The organism is Methanofollis ethanolicus (assembly GCF_001571385.1).
In the GTDB taxonomy this organism is placed as follows: domain Archaea; phylum Halobacteriota; class Methanomicrobia; order Methanomicrobiales; family Methanofollaceae; genus Methanofollis; species Methanofollis ethanolicus.
The window spans coordinates 632,647-651,209 of sequence record NZ_BCNW01000001.1 but is presented as its reverse complement, the minus strand read 5'-3'; the positions used below and the strand labels follow the sequence as shown (position 1 = coordinate 651,209).

At 59.1% G+C, this 18,563-nt stretch carries 32 protein-coding genes; 6 read left to right on the top strand and 26 right to left on the bottom strand.

Annotated elements, in window-relative coordinates:
• Positions 1-321: 321 nt before the first annotated feature.
• Positions 322-1,302: a flavodoxin domain-containing protein gene (locus tag MEFOE_RS03365; protein ID WP_067048332.1), complete on the top strand. Its 981-nt coding sequence runs from the start codon at positions 322-324 to the stop codon at positions 1,300-1,302.
• Here the strand turns inward: MEFOE_RS03365 and MEFOE_RS03360 are convergent.
• Positions 1,241-1,837 carry a phosphoribosylanthranilate isomerase gene (locus MEFOE_RS03360; protein WP_067052898.1) on the bottom strand — a complete coding sequence of 199 codons (597 nt, stop codon included), beginning with the start codon at positions 1,835-1,837 and terminating at the stop codon, positions 1,241-1,243. The two genes, MEFOE_RS03365 and MEFOE_RS03360, sit on opposite strands and share 62 nt — an antisense overlap.
• Before the next feature lie 76 nt (positions 1,838-1,913).
• Between MEFOE_RS03360 and MEFOE_RS03355 the strand changes: the two genes are divergently transcribed.
• The 3 genes from MEFOE_RS03355 (at position 1,914) to ftsA (ending at position 4,368) form a co-directional block, all read left to right on the top strand.
• Positions 1,914-2,102 (top strand): NUDIX domain-containing protein, encoded by a 189-nt coding sequence (locus tag MEFOE_RS03355; RefSeq protein WP_067048329.1) that lies wholly within the window; start codon positions 1,914-1,916, stop codon positions 2,100-2,102.
• Positions 2,103-2,140: 38 nt separating this feature from the next.
• A complete protein-coding gene (locus tag MEFOE_RS14605; RefSeq protein ID WP_268872604.1) occupies positions 2,141-2,272 on the top strand; it encodes an NUDIX hydrolase in 132 nt (43 codons plus the stop codon).
• A 746-nt stretch (positions 2,273-3,018) separates the two neighbouring features.
• On the top strand, positions 3,019-4,368 hold the full coding sequence (gene ftsA / locus MEFOE_RS03350; protein WP_067048321.1) for a coenzyme F390 synthetase: 1,350 nt from the start codon (positions 3,019-3,021) through the stop codon (positions 4,366-4,368).
• A 193-nt stretch (positions 4,369-4,561) separates the two neighbouring features.
• Here the strand turns inward: ftsA and MEFOE_RS03345 are convergent, their stop codons facing one another.
• Complete coding sequence (locus tag MEFOE_RS03345) at positions 4,562-4,981, bottom strand: hypothetical protein (RefSeq protein ID WP_153015858.1); 420 nt, start codon at positions 4,979-4,981, stop codon at positions 4,562-4,564.
• Between the two features lie 53 nt (positions 4,982-5,034).
• On the opposite strand from MEFOE_RS03345, the gene MEFOE_RS13285 reads away from it, so the two are divergent.
• Complete coding sequence (locus MEFOE_RS13285) at positions 5,035-5,322, top strand: YwbE family protein (RefSeq protein WP_201785174.1); 288 nt, start codon at positions 5,035-5,037, stop codon at positions 5,320-5,322.
• Here MEFOE_RS13285 and MEFOE_RS03340 read toward each other — a convergent pair.
• Complete coding sequence (locus MEFOE_RS03340; RefSeq protein ID WP_067048306.1) at positions 5,251-6,177, bottom strand: AEC family transporter; 927 nt, start codon at positions 6,175-6,177, stop codon at positions 5,251-5,253. The two genes, MEFOE_RS13285 and MEFOE_RS03340, sit on opposite strands and share 72 nt — an antisense overlap.
• Before the next feature lie 259 nt (positions 6,178-6,436).
• Between MEFOE_RS03340 and MEFOE_RS03335 the strand changes: the two genes are divergently transcribed.
• A complete protein-coding gene (locus MEFOE_RS03335; RefSeq protein ID WP_067048290.1) occupies positions 6,437-6,673 on the top strand; it encodes a hypothetical protein in 237 nt (78 codons plus the stop codon).
• Between the two features lie 284 nt (positions 6,674-6,957).
• On the opposite strand, the gene cmk is transcribed toward MEFOE_RS03335, so the two are convergent.
• The 23 genes from cmk to MEFOE_RS03220 are packed head-to-tail and all read right to left on the bottom strand — an operon-like array spanning position 6,958 to position 18,557.
• Positions 6,958-7,485, bottom strand: coding sequence for a (d)CMP kinase (gene cmk, locus MEFOE_RS03330; protein WP_067048279.1), 528 nt, complete (start codon positions 7,483-7,485; stop codon positions 6,958-6,960).
• A complete protein-coding gene (locus MEFOE_RS03325; protein ID WP_067048270.1) occupies positions 7,486-8,079 on the bottom strand; it encodes a DUF106 domain-containing protein in 594 nt (197 codons plus the stop codon).
• Positions 8,080-8,081: 2 nt separating this feature from the next.
• Entirely contained in the window at positions 8,082-8,654 is a 573-nt protein-coding gene (locus MEFOE_RS03320; protein ID WP_067048262.1) for an adenylate kinase, read from the bottom strand.
• Complete coding sequence (gene secY, locus MEFOE_RS03315) at positions 8,655-10,088, bottom strand: preprotein translocase subunit SecY (protein ID WP_067048259.1); 1,434 nt, start codon at positions 10,086-10,088, stop codon at positions 8,655-8,657.
• 23 nt (positions 10,089-10,111) lie between these two features.
• The gene (locus MEFOE_RS03310) at positions 10,112-10,537 is read right to left on the bottom strand and encodes an uL15m family ribosomal protein (RefSeq protein WP_067052896.1); all 426 of its coding nucleotides are present in this window, start codon (positions 10,535-10,537) and stop codon (positions 10,112-10,114) included.
• A gap of 5 nt (positions 10,538-10,542) precedes the next feature.
• A complete protein-coding gene (locus MEFOE_RS03305) occupies positions 10,543-11,004 on the bottom strand; it encodes a 50S ribosomal protein L30 (RefSeq protein ID WP_067048256.1) in 462 nt (153 codons plus the stop codon).
• Positions 11,004-11,621 carry a 30S ribosomal protein S5 gene (locus MEFOE_RS03300; RefSeq protein ID WP_067048253.1) on the bottom strand — a complete coding sequence of 206 codons (618 nt, stop codon included), beginning with the start codon at positions 11,619-11,621 and terminating at the stop codon, positions 11,004-11,006. Before MEFOE_RS03300 ends, MEFOE_RS03305 begins: the two co-directional genes overlap by 1 nt.
• Before the next feature lies 1 nt (position 11,622).
• A complete protein-coding gene (locus MEFOE_RS03295) occupies positions 11,623-12,150 on the bottom strand; it encodes a 50S ribosomal protein L18 (protein ID WP_067048250.1) in 528 nt (175 codons plus the stop codon).
• A 1-nt stretch (position 12,151) separates the two neighbouring features.
• A complete protein-coding gene (locus MEFOE_RS03290; protein WP_067048246.1) occupies positions 12,152-12,604 on the bottom strand; it encodes a 50S ribosomal protein L19e in 453 nt (150 codons plus the stop codon).
• Positions 12,601-13,041 (bottom strand): 50S ribosomal protein L32e, encoded by a 441-nt coding sequence (locus MEFOE_RS03285; protein WP_328585434.1) that lies wholly within the window; start codon positions 13,039-13,041, stop codon positions 12,601-12,603. Before MEFOE_RS03285 ends, MEFOE_RS03290 begins: the two co-directional genes overlap by 4 nt.
• Positions 13,041-13,565 (bottom strand): 50S ribosomal protein L6, encoded by a 525-nt coding sequence (locus MEFOE_RS03280; RefSeq protein ID WP_067048243.1) that lies wholly within the window; start codon positions 13,563-13,565, stop codon positions 13,041-13,043. Before MEFOE_RS03280 ends, MEFOE_RS03285 begins: the two co-directional genes overlap by 1 nt.
• A gap of 9 nt (positions 13,566-13,574) precedes the next feature.
• Entirely contained in the window at positions 13,575-13,967 is a 393-nt protein-coding gene (locus MEFOE_RS03275) for a 30S ribosomal protein S8 (RefSeq protein WP_067048239.1), read from the bottom strand.
• 9 nt (positions 13,968-13,976) lie between these two features.
• Complete coding sequence (locus MEFOE_RS03270; protein ID WP_067048236.1) at positions 13,977-14,135, bottom strand: 30S ribosomal protein S14; 159 nt, start codon at positions 14,133-14,135, stop codon at positions 13,977-13,979.
• Positions 14,135-14,644, bottom strand: coding sequence for a 50S ribosomal protein L5 (locus MEFOE_RS03265; protein WP_067048233.1), 510 nt, complete (start codon positions 14,642-14,644; stop codon positions 14,135-14,137). Before MEFOE_RS03265 ends, MEFOE_RS03270 begins: the two co-directional genes overlap by 1 nt.
• The gene (locus MEFOE_RS03260; protein WP_067048230.1) at positions 14,644-15,366 is read right to left on the bottom strand and encodes a 30S ribosomal protein S4e; all 723 of its coding nucleotides are present in this window, start codon (positions 15,364-15,366) and stop codon (positions 14,644-14,646) included. The genes MEFOE_RS03265 and MEFOE_RS03260 overlap by 1 nt, the downstream gene beginning before the upstream one ends.
• The gene (gene rplX / locus MEFOE_RS03255) at positions 15,367-15,732 is read right to left on the bottom strand and encodes a 50S ribosomal protein L24 (protein ID WP_067048227.1); all 366 of its coding nucleotides are present in this window, start codon (positions 15,730-15,732) and stop codon (positions 15,367-15,369) included.
• 11 nt (positions 15,733-15,743) lie between these two features.
• Entirely contained in the window at positions 15,744-16,142 is a 399-nt protein-coding gene (locus tag MEFOE_RS03250) for a 50S ribosomal protein L14 (RefSeq protein ID WP_067048223.1), read from the bottom strand.
• Position 16,143: 1 nt separating this feature from the next.
• Complete coding sequence (locus MEFOE_RS03245) at positions 16,144-16,464, bottom strand: 30S ribosomal protein S17 (protein ID WP_067048220.1); 321 nt, start codon at positions 16,462-16,464, stop codon at positions 16,144-16,146.
• Between the two features lie 10 nt (positions 16,465-16,474).
• Positions 16,475-16,750, bottom strand: coding sequence for a ribonuclease P protein component 1 (locus tag MEFOE_RS03240; RefSeq protein WP_067048217.1), 276 nt, complete (start codon positions 16,748-16,750; stop codon positions 16,475-16,477).
• Positions 16,747-16,959, bottom strand: coding sequence for a 50S ribosomal protein L29 (rpmC, locus tag MEFOE_RS03235; RefSeq protein WP_067048215.1), 213 nt, complete (start codon positions 16,957-16,959; stop codon positions 16,747-16,749). Before rpmC ends, MEFOE_RS03240 begins: the two co-directional genes overlap by 4 nt.
• A complete protein-coding gene (locus MEFOE_RS03230; protein WP_067048213.1) occupies positions 16,959-17,675 on the bottom strand; it encodes a 30S ribosomal protein S3 in 717 nt (238 codons plus the stop codon). The genes rpmC and MEFOE_RS03230 overlap by 1 nt, the downstream gene beginning before the upstream one ends.
• 1 nt (position 17,676) lies before the next feature.
• Positions 17,677-18,138, bottom strand: coding sequence for a 50S ribosomal protein L22 (locus MEFOE_RS03225; protein ID WP_067048209.1), 462 nt, complete (start codon positions 18,136-18,138; stop codon positions 17,677-17,679).
• Between the two features lie 5 nt (positions 18,139-18,143).
• A complete protein-coding gene (locus tag MEFOE_RS03220) occupies positions 18,144-18,557 on the bottom strand; it encodes a 30S ribosomal protein S19 (RefSeq protein ID WP_067048205.1) in 414 nt (137 codons plus the stop codon).
• Positions 18,558-18,563 lie beyond the last annotated feature (6 nt).

Genomic DNA, 18,563 nt, shown 5'->3' with positions numbered 1-18,563 from the left:
GGACAGGACGCCAGAACAGGATTTTTCAGAACCACATACCGATCATTCCATCGACAGGACAGAGGGTATGATCAGTTTTGGGATGACCTCTCTGAGAATTTTCAACTCTGAACCTTATGCATTCTTGACGAACCCCTCATTCAGATAGGGGGAGGGAGGGCAATCACCCTCTTCAGAATGCCGTTTTCGTTCTTCCCTGACCCGAGAACGTATCATTACGGAGAGCCGAGAGAGAAATAACGGCGGATTCACCCGGGTCTCTGTCCGGGGTCCGGCCCCGGACACCAGATATTTAATAGTATGCATGCCAGAGGGGAGCACATGCAGCGGACATGTGTCATCTACGAGAGCAAGTACGGGGCGACAAAGGAGATTGCCGGGGCGATCGCACTTGTACTCGGGCCGGCACGCACCTGCAGGCCCGATGAATTCACGGGCGACCTCATGTCCTTCGACCTCTTCGTGATCGGCACGCCCATCTACAACGGCGACATCGCCCCCTCGATCCGGCGCTTTGTCGAGACCAATGCAGGCTGGCTGAAGAAAAAGCCGGTCGCCCTCTTCTGCACCTGCCTGAACATCCCGAAGGGCCGGGCCTACCTTGCCGAGCTCAGGGACCATCTCGGGAGGGAGGTGCCTGCCGTCGCCTTCGGTGGCCGTCTCAGTACCGCACGGCTCGACAGGGACGACCTGACCGCCCTCACCCTCTATGCCCGGAAGACCGGATTCGTCCTCGAAGACCACGACCTCACAGACATGGGGGCGGTCGCCGCCTTCGCCCTGGCCCTGCGGGAGAAGAACGAGTGCCTGGAGGGCCGGGTGCCTGAGGAGGAACTCCTCGCCGGGATCGAGACCTTCCTCCGGGCCCACCGGACCGGTGTCCTCGCGACCGGCCACGGGGACCGGGTGAGGGCGACACCTATCGACTACATCTATGCCAACGGCATGGTCTACATCTACAGCGAAGGGGGGGAGAAGTTCGCCCACCTCATCCAGAACCCCGCGGCCGCCCTCGCCATCTACAATGACGATACCTCGCCGGAGGAGATCAGGGGGCTCCAGCTCATGGGCCGGGCCGAGGTTCTCAGGCCGGAGAGCCCGGGTCACAGGGAGGCCCTCACTCTCAGGGGCATCGACATGGAGAGGCTTGCAGGCCTCACGATCGAGATGAACGTCATCAGGATCACGCCCCTCAAGGCCGAGTACCTTAATGCCGTATTCAAAAAAGAAGGGTGCGCGATCAGGCAGGTCTACCGCTTTCCTCAGGCGAAAAGCCGCGTGCCGCTGCTACAAATGCCCTGATCAGGGCAGGATCCTTTACGCCCGGTTCCTGCTCCACGCCCGAACAGACGTCCACGGCATAGGGGCGGAACGCCTCCACCGCGGCCCTGACATTCCGGGGACCGAGCCCTCCCGCGAGGACCACCGGCACATTGCTCGCCCGCATGACCGCACGCACCGCCTCCGCGTCAAAGAGCCTGCCTGTCCCGCAACTCCTGTCCACGATATAGGCATCGGCACGGGGCGGGAGGGGGACGCCTTCGACCACCCTGATCACCTGCACACCCGCACCCGGCGGCACCGCATGGGGGTGTGAGACCTGCACGGCCGACGGGTGCAGGGCAAACACCCGGTCGAGGTCGGCCGGAGACGTTGTGTGGGTCACCACAACCCGCGCCACAAAGGGGCCGAGCACTGCAAAGATCTCCGCCGCCCTCTCCGGTCCGATGGAGCGGGGGGAGTCGGAGTACATCACCACGCCGATGGCATCGGCACCCGCCTCCTCGGCCGTGACGGCGTCCTCCACGCGCGTCACGCCGCATATCTTCACCCTCACGTAAGGTTTGTTTCGCCTCAGGTCATACATCGCTATCAGAACCTCTTTGCATCGATGAGACCATAACCCTTCTTCGATGGCAGGCGCATACGACCGGCGAAGGGGGACGGCAATCATCGAGAGTCAAAGAGGGATCCTCGTTGTTACTCACGGTAACAGAGGGGCCTATCTCCTCCCTGGCGGAGGTGCAAGAGAGGATGAACTCCAGATCATAGCTGCGATCAGGGAGTTAAAGGAGGAAACAGGACCCTATCCCATGAAGTAAGATATCTCTTCACCCACCTCAAAGCAAAAGTCTTTAGGATGAAGGTGAAAGGGACGCCGAGGCCGTGCAATGAGGTCAAAAAGATTGCATGGTACCGACCGGGGAGTCACATCAATGTCTCCAGGAACACCCGGGCAATCGTCGACAGATATCTTCTGATGAAGGAATGAATTGCTTTTGTATAATCGGGTATGAGTCGAGAGCACGCCTCGGGCATACCGCATGAAATGTTTTTCCATGAGGTCATCCCAAAACTGATCATACCCTCTGTCCTGTCGATGGAATGATCGGTATGTGGTTCTGAAAAATCCTGTTCTGGCGTCTTGTCCGGGGGGTTTCACCCCCCGGTCCCCCCATCATTGCGATAGGGGGTGGATGGCAATTTCCTTGATCCGGATCTCTCTTCCCGGGGCCAATCCTGTTTCGGGGGTCAGGGGGCGTCAGTCCCCCGGTAGAGAGGTAGGGGAAGGCGGTGGTTTCGCACTATGCTTCAGGGAATTCAGGAAGATATCGACCCGATCATGATATTCTCTCCCGATCCCTGCATGCAGAGATGGGGGGAATGAACGAGAGTTTTGGGATATGCTCCATAACAAACTATCCTGCTCAGGTCGATGTATCCCTGATCCCCCCGGGGGTGTCTCGGGTGCCGGGGGACTACGCCCCCGGACCCCCCCTCAGGATAGGGACGGGATGACAATCCCCTTCTCGGGATATCCCGCTCGCTTTTCCCGGGGCACATCCTAATTTCGAGGATCCGGGGGTTGTGAACGGGGTGAGCACAAGAAAATCTCTGATTTTCGGTGTTAGTCCCCCGGTCTCGATTGCGGGGAAGGCAGGGGATCCCCGCTTCCCCTCCAGAAGTGATCCTCCATAACCGAACAAATATAATACCTTCAAACACCTCCTCCAGCACATGGCCCCGGAGATGTACTGGAACGAGGAGGTCGAGACGATGGAGCGCGGCGACCTCGACGCCCTCGTCGACGAGCGGGTGAAGTACACCGTGCGCTACGCCGCCGAACACTCCCCCTTCTACAGGAGGTGGTTTGCCGCCCACCGGATCGACCCGGCCTCCGTCACCGCCCACGAAGACCTCCTCGAACTCCCGATCGTCGGGGGCAACACGATCCGGGAGAACCAGCCGCCGACCACGCCCGACTTCGCCTTCCTCTCCGTCAAGAATAAGGATATCTTCACCATCCACGAGACGACCGGCACGAGCGGCATCCCCAAGTCCTTTTTTCTCACCTGGGAGGACTGGGAACGCTACGCCGAGAAGTACGCCCGCACCTTCACGATGGAGGGTCTCGTCCCCGGCGACCGCCTTGTCGTCTGCGCGTCCTACGGCATGAACATCGGGGCGAACACGATGACCCTCGCCGCACACCTGGTGGGCCTCTCTGTCGTCCCCGAGGGGAAGTGCACCTTCCCGGTCAGGGTGATCCGGCACTACCGCCCGACAGTCATCGTCGGGAGCGTCTTCAAACTCCTCAGGCTCGCGCGGAGACTCAGGGCGGACGGCATCGACCCGGCAGAGTCGGGGGTGCGCCGCCTCATCATCGGCGGGGAGGGCTTTGCCGAGGAGTCGCGCAGGTATCTGGAGAAGGTCTGGGGTTCTGAGGCCTACAACACCTACGGCTCGACTGAAGGGACGATGTGCGGCGAGTGCAGTGTGAAGCAGGGCCTCCACTGCCCCGAAGACCTCGTCCACGTCGACCTCTACGATCCGGCGATGGGCCGTTTCGTGAAGGACGGTGAGGACGGGCGGCTCGTCCTGACCACCCTCCTCCCGCCCGGCGGGAAGGCCGGTACCCTCCTCCTCAATTACGACACCGAGGACTGGAGCAGGGTTGTCACCAGGGAGAGGTGCGCGTGCGGCAGGACGCACCTGAAGGTCCTGCCCCCCTGGCGCGAGGCCGAGACGGTGGTCATCCAGGGCTGCGCGGTCAACAGGATCGAAATCGAGCGCGCCGTCTTTCAGCCTGAGAACCTGAACAGCATCACCGGGGAGTACGAGGCCTTCGTGTACGGCGACGAGGACGAGACAGTCCTCAGGGTGAGCATGGAGTGCGACGACCCCGCCCATGCAGACCGGAAAAGAATAGAACAGGCCTTTATCGCCGCGCTCTTCTCGGACAGACCCGACCTGCGGGAAGCCTATGAGGAGGAGAGGGCCAGGGTCATCTTCAACTTCACCCCGCCCGGCGGTCTGGAACTCGCCGCAGTGAAAGGGCGGCCGAAGAGACTCGTGGACAGGCGGTGAAAAAATCTTTTTGACTCACTCTCAAAGTTAAATGGATAGATTTAATAGGTGGGGCGACGACGGGATAATTGCCGGAGTTTGAGGCGCACCATAGGGCAGCATCAACTTCAGGCTCAGTTTCTGGCACTGAAACTCCCCTTTTTTTAAGGGGGAGAAAAGAATTGTTCACCCCAAAAAGGGGATGGTTATTCTCTCACGCTTTTTCGAGGACCGGCTTGCCCTCAGAGGTCCAGAGGTTGCTCCTCGACCAGATCACCGCACCGTTCTTTACAGCGTAGGAGTTGAGATAGAAGAGGTCGACGCTCCCGGTGTCTGCAGGGGCAGCGATGTTCTGCGGGACGACCAGAACCGCCTTGCTCACCGGCATCCCCTGCTCTGCACTGCGCGTCGCCATCGCCCTGACGCGGCCGAACTCAGCAGCGCCGACCGTCGAGGCGATCCTGACACTCACCAGAATCCGCTCCATTTTCCCGGGCCGCCTCTGGACCAGCATATACACGGGGGCATCGCCAACCCCGGCGCACTGCTCAAGGCGCCAGCCCTCTTCGGCTCTGTACACTTTCTTGAGGTCGCGCTCAACAGTATTATAAACAGCCTCTTTACATGCACCCATTATAAATCCACTCTCAGTACCTATTCCCCTGACAACATTAAAAGCGTTATTCAATGAACCTGAGTACTCCCATGAACGGACAACACAGAAAAGATATACGCCCCGGAATCCTCGTCGATATCGTTCTCAAAGCGGACCAGAGGACAGGAAAGAGGACACGCGGCATCGTTGCGGAGATCCTCACCAACTCGGTCTCTCACCCCCACGGGATCAAGGTGCGGTTGAAGGACGGGAAGGTAGGGAGAGTCCAGGAGATTATCTCCGGACCCTCAGACGACCAGCACGGCAATGCAGGGTATGGTCAGGGTACAGAAGAGGGTCGAGATAAAGACCCCCTGTGATGCAAGACGTGTGTTCGCCTCGTACTCCTCGGCAAGGATAGCCGCATTCGCGGCCGCCGGCATCGCCGCCATGATCACCGGCACCCCCAGCAGATAGGGGTCGGAGATGAAGGGCGAGAGCACCGCCCACACGATAAGGGGGAGGAGGAGGAGGCGGGCCGCCGTGACCACATAGACCCGCCACCCTGCAAAGATCTCGGACGGTGCGATCCTCGCGAGCATCGCACCGATGACGATCATCGAGAGAGGTGTCGTCAGGGATCCGAGGGCCGAGACCGCCCCCTCGACCGGCATCGGCAGTCTCACCGAGAGCAGGAAGAAGAGGAAGCCTACAAAGACGGCAATGATGCCGGGATTCAGGAGGATCTTCGGGTCGAACCTGGCACCGGCATCGTTCTTGTATCGAGTGAGCATGAGGATCCCGATCGAGAAGACCAGCAAGTTGAAGGGAAGGTTGAAGATCGCCGTGTAAAAGAGCGCCTCTTTCCCGAAGACTGCGTCGACAACAGGGAAACCCATGAATGCCGTGTTCGAGAACATCAGCAGAAAGCCATAAACTCCCTTTTCTTCCTCAGAAGACCCGAGCAGTCTGGGGAGGTACCAGGCGACGACCAGGGAGATCGCATAGAAAACCACTGAGATCAGGAGCATCCCCTCGCAGGCCGAGAGAAGATCGGCACTGAAGGGCACCATCATCGACGAGATGATCAGGGCCGGAAGGGCGACCCGGACGAGGAAACTGCATGCCCCGCTCGTCGTATGGTCGTCGAACACACCTATTCTCCGGGCCGCATATCCGGTCAGGATGAGAAGGAAAAGGATTACAATCTGATTGAAGACACTAACAAAGTCCATTATTCGCCTCTCCGCCACCAGGAGCAATCATTATCAGATGCGCCCGACATAGACAGCGTATTCCGGGATACCTGCCCTCATGGTTCTTCCAGATGATCAGGAAAAAGAAGAATGAGGGCGAGGCATACCATGGTGCAGTGTCCATAACTGTTTTTTCTGTTCCCATATACCATTTGCGTCCACAGGGCAGGTTCAATTGAAGAGATTAACTACACCAGATTATATATGCAGTGACGTTGACAGATCTCTGGTGATTGCTATGCACCATTATGACGACGAAACCGTCCTCCAACTTTACCTCTCCGTCAAGGACAGTAACGAACCAATGGTGAACGAGGTCCAGCGCGATGCTGTCGACCTCCTCACCGAGATGGCACAGAACGGAAACACCGAGGCGTTCAGGGCCCTGGAAGACCTCGCCAGCGCACCCATGGTCCACCCGCTCCTGCGCGAACAGATCCGTCCCGTGATCGGCACCCCGATCCAGGCCAGATAAAAAAAATTACCCCACACAGACCCATACACCCCCGGAGAGGGAGACACCTCTCCACACTCTGACTCACCTCGTGCCCGCGCCCTTCATGGGCGACGGGCACATCCAGTATCCTGACGCTTTTTTCACGGCACACCCGTGACTGCTCCCCCGACTGAAGTCGGGGGCATCATGCACCCTCGATGATGAGGAGCGAGACAGAAAATAAAGTGCACGACCAGAAAAAACCAACCGAGCAGAAAAAAAACGTGTTACAGTCCTGCCCCCTCAGACAGGACACACAAAGTTCAGGAACGGAGAGTGGCGATCGCCGCGTCGACGATCGCACCAAGACCCTCGACATCCCAGCGCTCAGAACTGAGCACAATATCATATACCGACATATCATTGATATCTATATTATAATAGCCCAGATATCGCTTCCGTTCGCATTCCTGCCTTTCCTCAGTATGCGCCCGGGCGTGTGTCTCGTCTTCGCTGTCCCGGGACGATATCCTCTTCGTCCGACAGTCCAGCGAAGCGCTCAGCCAGATACGGAGATCCGCATTCGAGACCATCCAGCCGGACAACCTCCCCTCAGCGATGATGTTGTCCTCGCCCTCTGCGGTCTCCTTCTGGCGTGCATCGATAAGTTTGTCTACGGCAGCGTCAGACTCCGCAAGTTTTCCGAAATCGGCAAGAGACATCTCCCGTTCCTTCGCAAGGGACCGGAACATCTCCCCGGCCGAAATTACCCGTAATTCATGTTTTTGTGCAAGATATTTTGCAAGGGACGTCGTGCCGCTCCCCGGCGGCCCGCTGATTGTCATGCGCATTTAGAGCCCTCCGATATTGAGCGCTTTCCGGATCACCTGGCTGATCGTCAGGGAGCAGGTCATATACCACAGCATCCAGAGAGGGATGAACCAGAGAAGAATATCCTGGAAGGCAAGCGTGCCGGCAAAGGGAAGGACCATCGTCTGGGTAATGTGGGGAATACGGTACAGGAGCCAGAAGAAGATCGGCACCGACAGGAGGAGAATATAGGCCATCGGCTGGAACTGCTGCTTCGAGATCTCCATCTGGTCCTGCATCATCCGGTCCCTCTTCGCCTCCAGTTTCTTCAACTTCTTCTCATCCCCACCCAGTTGAGCCTCCCGGAAATCCTTCTGGAACTCCCGCATCGTCTCCTGGACACGCTGCATCTTCTCGTAATCGATCGTATATTTCTGGATCAGCGACGAATACAGGGCCGTGATCGCGGATAGGATCATAATCAGCACAAAGAACGGAATCGTTTCCACAAGAGGCCCGAATATCAGGTCCATCGCCCCGCCCACACCGTCCCGCACCTCAGGGATGCCATAGGAGAGCATCAGCAGGAAGGTGAACAGGATTGCAATCGTGCCGCCATGATCCTTGAGCGCCATTGTCACCTCAGAACAGTAACCATCGCGTCGATGGCGTGGTCGAGAAGGAAGTTCTCGTTCCTCACGATCTGAACCGTGCACCCGGTCATCATTGCATAGGCCGCAGCGAAGGCGCGGTTCATCTGCTGGTGCTCGACGATGGACCGACTACCCTCAGCATCACGCTTGCGACTCTCGTCGCCTATCCTCCGCAACAGGATCTGGTCCTCGTCGGTCTCGACGAGCACGATGGTGTCGGGGTGGAGCTCGGTGAGCACCCACTCGGGCAGGCCCGGAAGATATCCGGCCGGGGTCTTCACCGAGGCATGGGTATCAACGATAATATTCCCTTCCATCGCACCGATACGCTGTGCGGCAAGCTTCTGCAGTTTTTTCTGGATGTCCTTGTCAAGGGTCCGCATCTGGTCGCGGTCCTCGACAAAACCCTCGGCCTTCGCCGTATCAAACATGCAGCTGCCAAAATTGACGGCCTTGTAGGGGATTTTCTCCTCTGCAAGGCGCTTCATTGACGCGTCAATAACCGTGGTCTTCCCGACACCGGGAACCCCGGTAATCACAACTCTCTTTCCGGACATTTACTCTCTCCCAAAGAACTGGCGCATGAACGGATACATCTCCATGATCTGTTCACTTGCCACCTCCTCATAGAGGCGGTACGTGATGCTCACCGTCAGCAGCAGCCCTGTACCAGTAACTGCGCCTATCACACCAAAGAGGTTTGCAAATACACTCAGAAGGCCGACCAGCACACCGCCGATGACCGTCACGCGCGGAATGTACCGGTCAAGGTACCGCTCCAGCACCTGAGTGTTCCGGCGGTAGCCCGGAATTTGCATACCCGACATCTGGATCTGCCGTGCAACGCGGCTCGAGTCGAGACCGGCCGTCTTGACCCAGAACAGGGCGAAGATAGCACCGCCGACGATCATAAACGTCGTATCGATCCCGAGACGGAGGAGCACCTCCCAGGGAGCATGACCGAGGTCGTGCACCCACCACATCCAGTCAGTCGGACCGTTCACCGGGGCAAGGAAGTACATCAACCCGCTCACCGGTGTCTGGCCATCAAACGTTCCGAAGATCGTGATCCCGATATTGGAGAGGAACATTCCGAGCATCTGGACGTTGGCCTGGAGCACACGGACCAGGATCATCGGCAGGACACTTGCATAGATGAGCTTCACCGGGAAACGGGCGCGGGCGCCCCTGACACGTGCATGAGCGAGAGGGATCTCGATCCTCGTCGACTCCACATAGACGACGATGAGGAAGATTGCAATCGTCGTCACGAAAGCGAGCATGTCAGTCCCGAAGTACTGGAGATAATTCCCGCCTGAAAGGCCGATAGCAAAGAGCCTGGGGAAGAAACCTACCGGATAGGGGTCAGCAACCGCTTCCCAGTTGAGGAAACCGTTGATCAGGCTCTGTGAGATCCCGGCAATGATGAAGAGACCGACACCCGAACCAAGGCCCCACTTCGTGACCACCTCATCCATGAGGAAGATCAGGACGCCGCCCAGACAGATCTGGAGGAATATCAGGAGCGAGACCGCAAACGCGTTCCCCCCGAAGAGGGCCTGCGCTATCTCAAGGTCCGGGCGCATAAACCCGCCAAAGAGGTTCGGCGCAGCCTCAAGGACGATCATGACAAGGATGAGCAGTTTCTGAAGCCCCATGTACATGACCTGTCCGCGCGTCTCCGAGGTATCGATCGGGATCAGGTCGGCACCCTTGAGCAGCTGGAGCACGATGGACGCCGTGACGATCGGCCCGATACCAAGGTGCACAATGGACCCGCTTTCACCGGCAAGAAGAGCCCGGAAGTACAGGAATGCATCCTGTGAACTGGGGTCGAGGCCGAAGACAGGTATGTTTGTCAGGAAAAAGTACAGCAGCAAGATCGCAACTGTCCACAACAACTTGTTCTTGAAGTGGACATGACCCTCGGGAGACTTCACCGCAGGCATTGCCGCGAGCAAAGGCTCCATTCTATCCAGCAGATTCCCCATGGTTCCACCAAAAAATGAGGGGCTCACTCGGTCAGAGCCTGACCGCCAGCCGCCTCAATCTTTTCTCTTGCCTGTGCGGAAAACGCCAGTGCCGTCAGTTTCAGGGCATGGGTAACCTGTCCGCCGCCGAGCACCTTCTCGACACCGATGTCGCAGAGGTCGATCGCAATAAGATCGCCCTCCTGCTCGGCAATGCCGGCCTGGACAAGGAACTCGGCCACCTGGTCGATCTCCCCGATGTCCAGCACCTCGACATTCTCCCGGATCTGGTTCACAAAGCCGTTCTTGCCGTTGTGAACCTGACCCGCAAGGAGGAAGTGGCTCCAGCGGTGGTCCCTGTGTCCTGCCCGACCCCTGCCACCGCGGTTACCTGCACCACGGCGGTTCTTGTGCGTGCCGCCGCCGCAGGTCCTGGACCCGCGGAACTTTGAGCGTGTGTTCGTGGGCATCGCATTCACCTCATCCTGTAGAGGAGGTCATTGATCTCCTCACCGTAGTTTCCGAGCGCACCGCCCTGCTGGAAGGTGCGCTTGATCGTCTTGAAACCCTTTCTGGGGGGGTGGAGACGGAGGACCGGCTTCAACTCCGGGATGTCCTGCACCGTTGCCTCGCCCCGGCAAAGAGCAGCCGCGAAATCCTCGATACCGGCAAACGTCGAGTGCTCCCTGACATACTCGTCGGTGAGCTTCACGTTCCCGGTCAGGCGTCCGCGGGTCGAGAGAACCGTTGAAACGGTCTTCCCGTCCACCTCGCCATATGCGACATAGTCCTTGACTTTCCGGATCATACCGAGGTATGCCGGGGTGTCAGGGACGAAGACACAGTGGTTGATGTGGTGGAGACGGAGCATCTTAAGAGTGTCCTTGATATCCCAACGGGTGTTGACCACGCCGCGGACCTGCACAACTGCGAACATTACTCCGAACCTCCGGTCCTGATCATGGTGGTGGCTTTCAGCGCGTGGAAGGTCGCCTTTGCATAGTTAATGGTCGTCCGGGTGTTGCCGCTCGTGGACGCCCAGACATCCTTCACGCCTGCAAGGCCAAGGACCTTCTTGCCGACTTCACCGGTCACAAGGCCGATACCCTGCGGTGCCGGCATCAGAGTAACGCGGACACTGCCCGCCTTACCATGAACCTGCATCGGGATGGAATGGGCGGTGTTGCAGCCGCACTCCCAGCTCCCGCACCCGCGGCGGACCTTGATGATATTGGTCTTTGCGTTATCAATTGCCTTCCGGATCGCATTGCCGACCTGGGCATCCTTTGCCTGCCCGAAGCCGATGTATCCGTTGTGGTTCCCGACGATGACCACGGCCCTGAACTTGACACGCCGCCCTGAGTCGGTCATCCTCTGAACCATGGAAATGTCGATGACCTCGTCCTCAAGATCAGGCAGGAACGTGTCCACGATCTGGTGCTCGCGGATGGGCTTGCCACTCTCAAGCACCTCGTCGATGCTTGCGATCTCGCCGGCGGCGACCGCCTGGCCGAGGCCGGTCAACGGAACCCAGGGTGCCTCTTCGTACGCCATGTCACTCCAGCTCCTTCATGATGGCCTTCGCCACTTCTTCAACATTCTCTACAAGATTCCCGGACTTTTCAGGAGCGTATTCTGCGATGACCGCACCGCTGGTCCGCTCGTCGTCGGGGAGAATCGTCTCGCCGTGCGGCACCTCAAGTCCGGCCTCGACCGCACCCTTCAGTGCGGCAAAGACGCGGGCCCCCTTCTGTGCCCGTGCAAGCCCGATATCCAGGACTGCCTCGTCGTATCCGGCTGCAAGAGCCTTCCTCGCAAAGAGTATCCCGGTCAGGTATGCTGCCGGGGTGCTCGAAGTCGAGCCCTGGTACCCCAGTTCGACAAGTTCCTTCGAGTATGCCGACACAAGCGTCCGGTCACCCTCAACTTCAGGAACGACGAGCTGAATGATGACCTGGCGGTTGGTCTTGCGGACGACCATACGGGGGGTGTCGGAGAGGAGGAGTTTCAGCCGCGCGTAGTAGTCGGTCCGACCCTCCTTTCTCCTTCGGAACGGAACAAAGTATCGTGCTCCGGTCGCCATTTTATTCTATCCTCCCTTTCATCATTTCAACATGGGTCTTCAGGTGCGCCCGGCTCCTGAACTGGCCGCCTGCTGCCCGCCGGTACAGTCTCCGGTAGGTGTGGCGGTCGACGGTGCCGTCTTCCCGCATCTCGCGGAGCGACGACCTGATCGCCCGAATTCTCTGGATCCACTGTCTCTTGGAGGGTGTGCGTGCGCCTGCCTTACCCTTCCGGTTGCCGTAGCCCTTCTGATGACCGTACGAACGGTTTGCCGTCCGTGCACGGACCCGGCCGCGGCTGTTGCCCTTGACAGTTGCCGCCTTGACAACGCCTTCTTCAGCGAGTTTCCGGATCTCCTCGCGGGAGATCGCACCCTCGATGTCGGTGAGGCGGGCCGGGTCGAACCAGACACGGTTGACACCGCACTTCAGGACAGCGGCGGCGATCCGCTTCTGCGTCGAAAGGTCGCTCATTCTGCCTTCGCCTCCTCCTCTTCACCTACATCCGCTTCTGCCGCCGCCGGGGTCAGGTCCTTCGCATTGAGAACCTTGATGCCGGCTTCCATGGCCTTCTGCTGGATAACTGCGCGCTTCTTCATTCCGACACTGCCAGCGATCCTCACTGCCTCAAATTCGGGTTCGACACCCTCGAGGTCGGCAGGGGTGTAGACGAGCACTTCATAGTAGCCGCTCGGGTGCATATACCGCACGGCGAGCGGTGCGTTGTAACCCGCCTGGGGCTGTGCGCCCTTCGCCTTGTACTGCCTCCGCTGCTTGCTGGTGAGGCCGCGGGGTCTCCTCCAGGAGTCCTTCAGCTTCGCTTTAGCGTGAAGGCACTGGCGCTGGAACGTACACCCCTTTCTCTGGGAGCGAACGCGAATTAGCCGATTCTTATCGTCCACCATCTCCATCACGCCTTCTGCACAATGTATATTCCGTCCTGGAAGACCCGCGAGTCACGGTTGCGGACCTTGGTCGCCCGCTCGATCATCGCTGCAGTCGATCCGACGACGTCCTTGTCGATCCCGGTGAGGGTCAGTTCGTCGTTTCCGACCTTGACAGACACGCCCGGAAGGATCTTTGCATATCTCGCCTGCTTTTCGCCAAGGAAGTTGTTGACCTCGACGATATCGCCCTTGAGCTTGATCTGGATAGGGAAGTGGGCGTAGACCACTTTCATCCTGTACTCATAGCCGTTGATGACCCCTTCAAACATGTTCTGGACATGTGCTGCGTGGGTCCCGACCATGGCAATGATCCGCTTCCGGCTCGATTCGGTGGTGATGACAACCTCGCCGTCCTCGATGACGACGGTGACACCCGGATAGCGGAGGTCGCGCACAAGCTCGCCCTTCGCACCCTTCACGGTGAAGATGGTCCCGGCAAGCGTTGCCGTAACCCCGTCCGGGATTGTTACTCTTCTCTCAACAACCATTGTCATCCCTCAGTACACGAACCCCAGAAGTTCACCGCCGATACCGGCGCGACGGGCCTGCTCGTGTGACATGACGCCCTGCGAGGTCGACATGATCAGGATGCCAAAGCCCTTTGCCGGGAGATACCGGTTTTCCCACTTCTCCATTTCCTCAAGGGCCGTGGAGAAGCGGGGGGTGACCGCACCACACTTGTTGATCCTGCCGACCAGTCCGATCCTGAACTGGCCGCCGCGGCCGTCCTCGACGTATTCAAACTCGCCGATGTAGCCGGATTCCTGCATGATCCCGAGCATGGCACCGACGAGTTTGCTTGCGGGCTCGACGATGACTGAGGACTTGCCGCCGTCACTGGCGTTCTTGATGGCGCTCATCGTATCTGCTATCGAATTCAATCGTGCCATTTTTCCACCTCAGTTCATCTTCTTAAAGCCCATCTTCGACGCCCACTCACGGAAGCACTGCCGGCAGAACATGATGTTGTACCTGCTGACAAGGCCCTGCTTCCGGCCACAGATCTGGCACTTGTTTGCGCCGCGTCCTAATTTCTTCTTACTTGCCTCGTCTGCCATCACTGCACCTCCATTCCGTAGTGCTCCTGCACAAAGGTCATCGCCTCTTCACGGGAGACACGCTGGCCTGAGGGGAGCTTACGCGATGCGACGCGCCTGCGGGCGATCCGGACACCGGGCTTCTCAAGGACGACATTGACGTCCATGCCATAGATGCCGATCTGCGGGTCATAAGACTGACCCGGGAAATCGGTGTGCTCTTCGATACCAAAGGAGAAGTTGCCCCCCTTGTCGAAGGCGCGGCCCGCGATCTTCTTCTCGAGGATCGCGAAAGCGGTCTCGACGAAGTCAACAGCCTTCTTGCCTCTCAGGGTCACCTTCGTGCCGATAGGTGCGCCCTTCCTGACTCCGAAAGCCGGCTGGGTCATCTTCGCAATGGAGCGGACCGGCTTTCCGCCGGTGATCTCCGTGAGGATGGTCTCGCCCTTGACGAGCCGGTCACCACTTTCGCCGACGCCCATGTGGACGACAACTTTGGCGATGTGAAGTTCCTGCATCGGGTTCGTCATCAGGCCTCAATCCCCCATTCAGCAACTGCAGAGGCCTCGCGACCGATCATGAAGACGTTCTCTTCGATCGTCTCGAATGCGACCGCATTCTCGTCCTCAAGGGCGATGCGGTTCGGCGTGCTGCCCGGGGAGACCCGGATCTCGGTGATCTTGCCGATCCTGCCGGAGTGCTGACCGCCGATGACCATCGCCATGTTGCCGACGGCGAAGGGGTAGTGGTCGACGATCGTGAAACGCTCTTCGCCCTCGAGGGTGAGGACGATCGAGTCCTTCGGCTTGTAGGTGTTGTCGGCAAGGACATTTGCACCGTACAGGAGGTTCAGCTGGACCTTTCCACCCTTGACGGTGGTCTTGTCCGCGATCTTGCAGAGCCGGGTCTTTGCGGCTTCGGCGTCGATCTCGATCGAGACCAGGCGGCCAGCCTTGTTCATCAGGATCCGGTAGTGCTTGTCCATCTTCGGGATGGAGATGATATCAAAGATCCCGAGGCCGATCTTCGGGTTGGTGACTGCCTTGCCGTTGACGATGATCTGGCGCTGGCCGAGGATCCGCTTGACCTCTTTCATGTTGCCGGCAAGCCCCATCTTGTCACGGAGCCAGACGGCGACCGGGAGAGCACCGGAACGGTGCGGGCCCGGACAGGTCTTGGTGATGAACGTCTCCTCTTTCTTTGCGATCTGCCAGGACGTCGGCGCTGTCAGTCTCTTCAGGTGATATGACATTTACTTCCTCTCCTCCAGCTTCGCCACCCGGCGCGGGTCTTTGGTGTTCAGCTTTGTCACCATGACATTCGAGGCGTTCACCGGCCGCGGGACTTCGGTCCCGTCGGTCTTGGTGACCGTCACGCCATGGACCTGGAGGGCTCCAGTCTTCGCGTGCACGCTGTCAACAACACCTTCGGTCCCCGCGTGGTCGCCGCGGAGCACCTTCACCGTGTCGCCAGTGACGACGCGGACGGTGCGCTTCTTGTACACCTCACGCAGTTCCTTGGCAAGGGGTGCCGAGAGGAACATGCTCATCTGGTGTGAGGGTGCGTTGTAGCGCGCTTTGCGCTGCTTTCTGGGCTGCTTACTTGCAATCCGTACCATAACACAACACCTCACACGATGATCGTTGCCGTCGAGCCGATCTTCGGGAAACGCTCGGCGACCTCGCGGGCGACCGGACCCTTGATGTCGGTGCCCTTCGGCTCGCCGCGTTCGTCGACGATCACGACGGCATTGTCATCAAATCCGACACGCAGACCGTTTGGCCGGCGTATCTCCTTTCTCTGCCTGATAACGACCGCCTTGAGGAGCTTGCGCCGCATGTCGGGCGTGCCCTTCTTGACCGAAACGGTCGCCACATCGCCGATACCGAGCTTCGGCTGTCTCCTCCGAACACCGTGGTAGCCGTCGACCGAGACGATCTCGACGACGCGTGCACCGGTGTTGTCGGCACAGACGAGCTTGGTTCCGGTTGCGACCGAGCGCGGGATCTTGGACAACTTTGCCTTCATCTCAGATCACCTCGACCACGACGAAGTTGGTTGTCTTGGAAAGGGGCCTGCACTCGGCGATCTTTACCGTATCGCCCACCGCAAGGGTGAGGCACGGGGGCAGGTGGGCGTGGTACTTGGAGGACCTCTTCTCGTAACGGTTGTACTTCCGCACATAGTGGAGGTACTCACGTCCGACGACCACCGTCCCATTCATACGGTCGCTCACGACCTTGCCGGTGATCACCTGGCCGTGCACCGGCAGGGTGCCGTGAAACGGACAATTTACGTCGCTGCATTCCTTCTCAGGAACAGGGACGTTTAACCCAATATCTCTCGCCATTCTCTATCCTCTATCTCTTGTTGCGCATGCTGATCCGTTTTTCAGGTCGTGCCACAAGGGCAGACCCGTCCACTTCGGCGCGAACTCCCCCGGGGAGGGTGAAGAGAAAGACACAGCCTTTCTTCTCCACCCTTCTGGTTCCCGACGGGGTGAGGATCACCAGCATATTGCGAGTCTCATCCATAATCGGGCCGGAGATCCCGACATATGCGGGGTTCCCGGCCTTCACCACAGAGACTGCAAGCCCGATCAGTTCGTGCCAGAGGAGGGTCTGCGCTGTGATCATGCCTGTTTACCGGCCCCCCGTGCGTTCTGCTCGGTCTGGATGCGGGCGATGGTCCGCCGCACCTCGCGGATGTGCCCCGGGTTTTCCGGGGCGCCGCCCGCACTGACCTTGCCTCGGCCCTGCATCAGATCGAGCTGCAGCTTTGAGAGCTGCTCGGCCAGCTCCACGTCGGAGAGCTGGTGGACCTCATGTGCCCGGAAGATCGCCATTACTGTTCCTCCTTAAATTCGGCTTCAGGAGCCTCGGGGAACTCAGCAAGTTCTGCATCGACGTCGTCGCCGAGATCGGCGAGTGCTTCGACCTCTTCTGCCGCGGCCTTCGGGACGACCTTCGGCTCAAGGACTTCGAAACTGTCGGGGAGTTTGGCGTCGCCCGGAACGATCATGACCCGGACACCGATGATGCCGAGTTTCTTGATCGCAACGGCGTAGCCCTTCTCGACGATCGTTTCTGAGGGTTCACCGCAGTGCTTGATGTAGCCCTGAATAAACTTCTGGACACGGGAACGAGCACCGGTCAGCTTGCCGGCGAGGATGACCTCACAACCAAGTGCACCGGAATCCATGATCCGGCGGATGGTGCTCTGCCCGGCCTTCCTGAAGTACCAGCCACGTTCAAGGGCGGTGGCAAGGCGTTCGGCCATGATCTGAGCGTTCAGGCTCGGGTTTGCCACCTGCTGGACTTCGACCTGCGGGGACTCGATGTTGAAGTTGGTGGCAAGGTCCTGGGTAAGCTGGCGTACCAGCTTGCCGCCCTTGCCGATGACGATACCCGGCTTCTCGGCGAAGATGGTGATCTGCGTGCCGAGAGGGGTGCGGACGATGTCCATGCCGCCGTAGCCGGCGCGCTTCAGTTCGCGGGCGAGGAACTGCTCGATACGGGCCCTGGTGACACCCTCACTGACGAATTTCCGCTCAATTGCCATCTTACTCCACCTCCCTGAGGATCAGTTCGATGTTGACGCTCTCGCGTATCTTCGGCGTTGCCCTGCCCATTGCACGGGGGAAGACACCGCGCGTGCTGCGGCCACGGTTGGCCATGGCATGGATGATGACGAGTTTTCTGGCGTCAAGCCCGGCATACTCGCCGTTCTTCTGTGCCGCCTTGATCAGGGTGATGAACTCGCCGGCCGCCTTGACCGGGTACCGGCCGGCGTCCCAGCCGACAAGACCCTTCTTGTGCGCCACGTCCATGTTGAAGCGCTTGAACGGGATCGCCTTCTTCTTTGCGACGACGGCCTCGAGGTACTCGAGGGCCGCATCCGCCTTCATGCCCCTGATAAAGTGGGCAATCTCAATGGAGTGCTTCGGAGAGACGGAAACCTCGTTCGCTTTGGAGCGGGCGAGGTTTTCACCCTCGATCTGCATTGAATATCCGATTCGTGCCATTGCCATCACTTCAGGGGTACGTACTTGGAGGACCTGGTCGCACCGATACCGGCCGTGCCGTGGGATACTCTCCTTCTGGTGAGCGAGAACTCACCGAGGTAGTGGAATACCGACTCCGGCTGGAGTTCGACGGCGACAAATTCCTTGCCGTTGTGGATCTCAATCGTCTTTCCGATCATCTCGGGCATGATGATCATGTCGCGCAGGTGCGTGCGGATACCCTCGTCGCCTGCCCGCACCTTCGCAAGGAGGCCCTCATGGTCCCGTGCAAGCCCGCGGTTAACCTTCCGGCGTGCCCTGGCCGGCATGAGGGGGACAAGCTCGCTTGCTCCCATCTGCTGGAGCTGCTCGATCGTGTAGCCCCGGTAGGTGAATTCCTCACGCCGTCTTGGCAGCCGCTTCTGCGTTTTCTTTGCCATTCAATC

Excerpts from the sequence above, each read along its gene's own strand:
- cmk (WP_067048279.1), bottom strand. The coding sequence starts at position 7,485 with ATGCGCATGACAATCAGCGGGCCGCCGGGGAGCGGCACGACGTCCCTT.
- MEFOE_RS03320 (WP_067048262.1), bottom strand. The coding sequence starts at position 8,654 with ATGTCCGGAAAGAGAGTTGTGATTACCGGGGTTCCCGGTGTCGGGAAG.
- MEFOE_RS03280 (WP_067048243.1), bottom strand. The coding sequence starts at position 13,565 with ATGGTTGTTGAGAGAAGAGTAACAATCCCGGACGGGGTTACGGCAACG.
- MEFOE_RS03230 (WP_067048213.1), bottom strand. The coding sequence starts at position 17,675 with ATGGCAATTGAGCGGAAATTCGTCAGTGAGGGTGTCACCAGGGCCCGT.
- MEFOE_RS03275 (WP_067048239.1), bottom strand. The coding sequence starts at position 13,967 with ATGGCACGATTGAATTCGATAGCAGATACGATGAGCGCCATCAAGAAC.
- MEFOE_RS03365 (WP_067048332.1), top strand. The coding sequence starts at position 322 with ATGCAGCGGACATGTGTCATCTACGAGAGCAAGTACGGGGCGACAAAG.
- MEFOE_RS03245 (WP_067048220.1), bottom strand. The coding sequence starts at position 16,464 with ATGGCGAGAGATATTGGGTTAAACGTCCCTGTTCCTGAGAAGGAATGC.
- MEFOE_RS03355 (WP_067048329.1), top strand. The coding sequence starts at position 1,914 with ATGGCAGGCGCATACGACCGGCGAAGGGGGACGGCAATCATCGAGAGT.
- MEFOE_RS13285 (WP_201785174.1), top strand. The coding sequence starts at position 5,035 with ATGAACCTGAGTACTCCCATGAACGGACAACACAGAAAAGATATACGC.
- MEFOE_RS03340 (WP_067048306.1), bottom strand. The coding sequence starts at position 6,177 with ATGGACTTTGTTAGTGTCTTCAATCAGATTGTAATCCTTTTCCTTCTC.
- MEFOE_RS14605 (WP_268872604.1), top strand. The coding sequence starts at position 2,141 with ATGAAGGTGAAAGGGACGCCGAGGCCGTGCAATGAGGTCAAAAAGATT.
- secY (WP_067048259.1), bottom strand. The coding sequence starts at position 10,088 with ATGGGGAATCTGCTGGATAGAATGGAGCCTTTGCTCGCGGCAATGCCT.
- MEFOE_RS03310 (WP_067052896.1), bottom strand. The coding sequence starts at position 10,537 with ATGCCCACGAACACACGCTCAAAGTTCCGCGGGTCCAGGACCTGCGGC.
- MEFOE_RS03265 (WP_067048233.1), bottom strand. The coding sequence starts at position 14,644 with ATGACGAACCCGATGCAGGAACTTCACATCGCCAAAGTTGTCGTCCAC.
- ftsA (WP_067048321.1), top strand. The coding sequence starts at position 3,019 with ATGGCCCCGGAGATGTACTGGAACGAGGAGGTCGAGACGATGGAGCGC.
- MEFOE_RS03260 (WP_067048230.1), bottom strand. The coding sequence starts at position 15,366 with ATGTCATATCACCTGAAGAGACTGACAGCGCCGACGTCCTGGCAGATC.
- MEFOE_RS03270 (WP_067048236.1), bottom strand. The coding sequence starts at position 14,135 with ATGGCAGACGAGGCAAGTAAGAAGAAATTAGGACGCGGCGCAAACAAG.
- MEFOE_RS03305 (WP_067048256.1), bottom strand. The coding sequence starts at position 11,004 with ATGTTCGCAGTTGTGCAGGTCCGCGGCGTGGTCAACACCCGTTGGGAT.
- MEFOE_RS03300 (WP_067048253.1), bottom strand. The coding sequence starts at position 11,621 with ATGGCGTACGAAGAGGCACCCTGGGTTCCGTTGACCGGCCTCGGCCAG.
- MEFOE_RS03250 (WP_067048223.1), bottom strand. The coding sequence starts at position 16,142 with ATGAAGGCAAAGTTGTCCAAGATCCCGCGCTCGGTCGCAACCGGAACC.
- MEFOE_RS03295 (WP_067048250.1), bottom strand. The coding sequence starts at position 12,150 with ATGGCGACCGGAGCACGATACTTTGTTCCGTTCCGAAGGAGAAAGGAG.
- MEFOE_RS03225 (WP_067048209.1), bottom strand. The coding sequence starts at position 18,138 with ATGGCACGAATCGGATATTCAATGCAGATCGAGGGTGAAAACCTCGCC.
- MEFOE_RS03220 (WP_067048205.1), bottom strand. The coding sequence starts at position 18,557 with ATGGCAAAGAAAACGCAGAAGCGGCTGCCAAGACGGCGTGAGGAATTC.
- MEFOE_RS03335 (WP_067048290.1), top strand. The coding sequence starts at position 6,437 with ATGCACCATTATGACGACGAAACCGTCCTCCAACTTTACCTCTCCGTC.
- MEFOE_RS03285 (WP_328585434.1), bottom strand. The coding sequence starts at position 13,041 with ATGGAGATGGTGGACGATAAGAATCGGCTAATTCGCGTTCGCTCCCAG.
- MEFOE_RS03345 (WP_153015858.1), bottom strand. The coding sequence starts at position 4,981 with ATGGGTGCATGTAAAGAGGCTGTTTATAATACTGTTGAGCGCGACCTC.
- rpmC (WP_067048215.1), bottom strand. The coding sequence starts at position 16,959 with ATGGCGATCTTCCGGGCACATGAGGTCCACCAGCTCTCCGACGTGGAG.
- MEFOE_RS03240 (WP_067048217.1), bottom strand. The coding sequence starts at position 16,750 with ATGATCACAGCGCAGACCCTCCTCTGGCACGAACTGATCGGGCTTGCA.
- rplX (WP_067048227.1), bottom strand. The coding sequence starts at position 15,732 with ATGGTACGGATTGCAAGTAAGCAGCCCAGAAAGCAGCGCAAAGCGCGC.
- MEFOE_RS03290 (WP_067048246.1), bottom strand. The coding sequence starts at position 12,604 with ATGAGCGACCTTTCGACGCAGAAGCGGATCGCCGCCGCTGTCCTGAAG.
- MEFOE_RS03325 (WP_067048270.1), bottom strand. The coding sequence starts at position 8,079 with ATGGCGCTCAAGGATCATGGCGGCACGATTGCAATCCTGTTCACCTTC.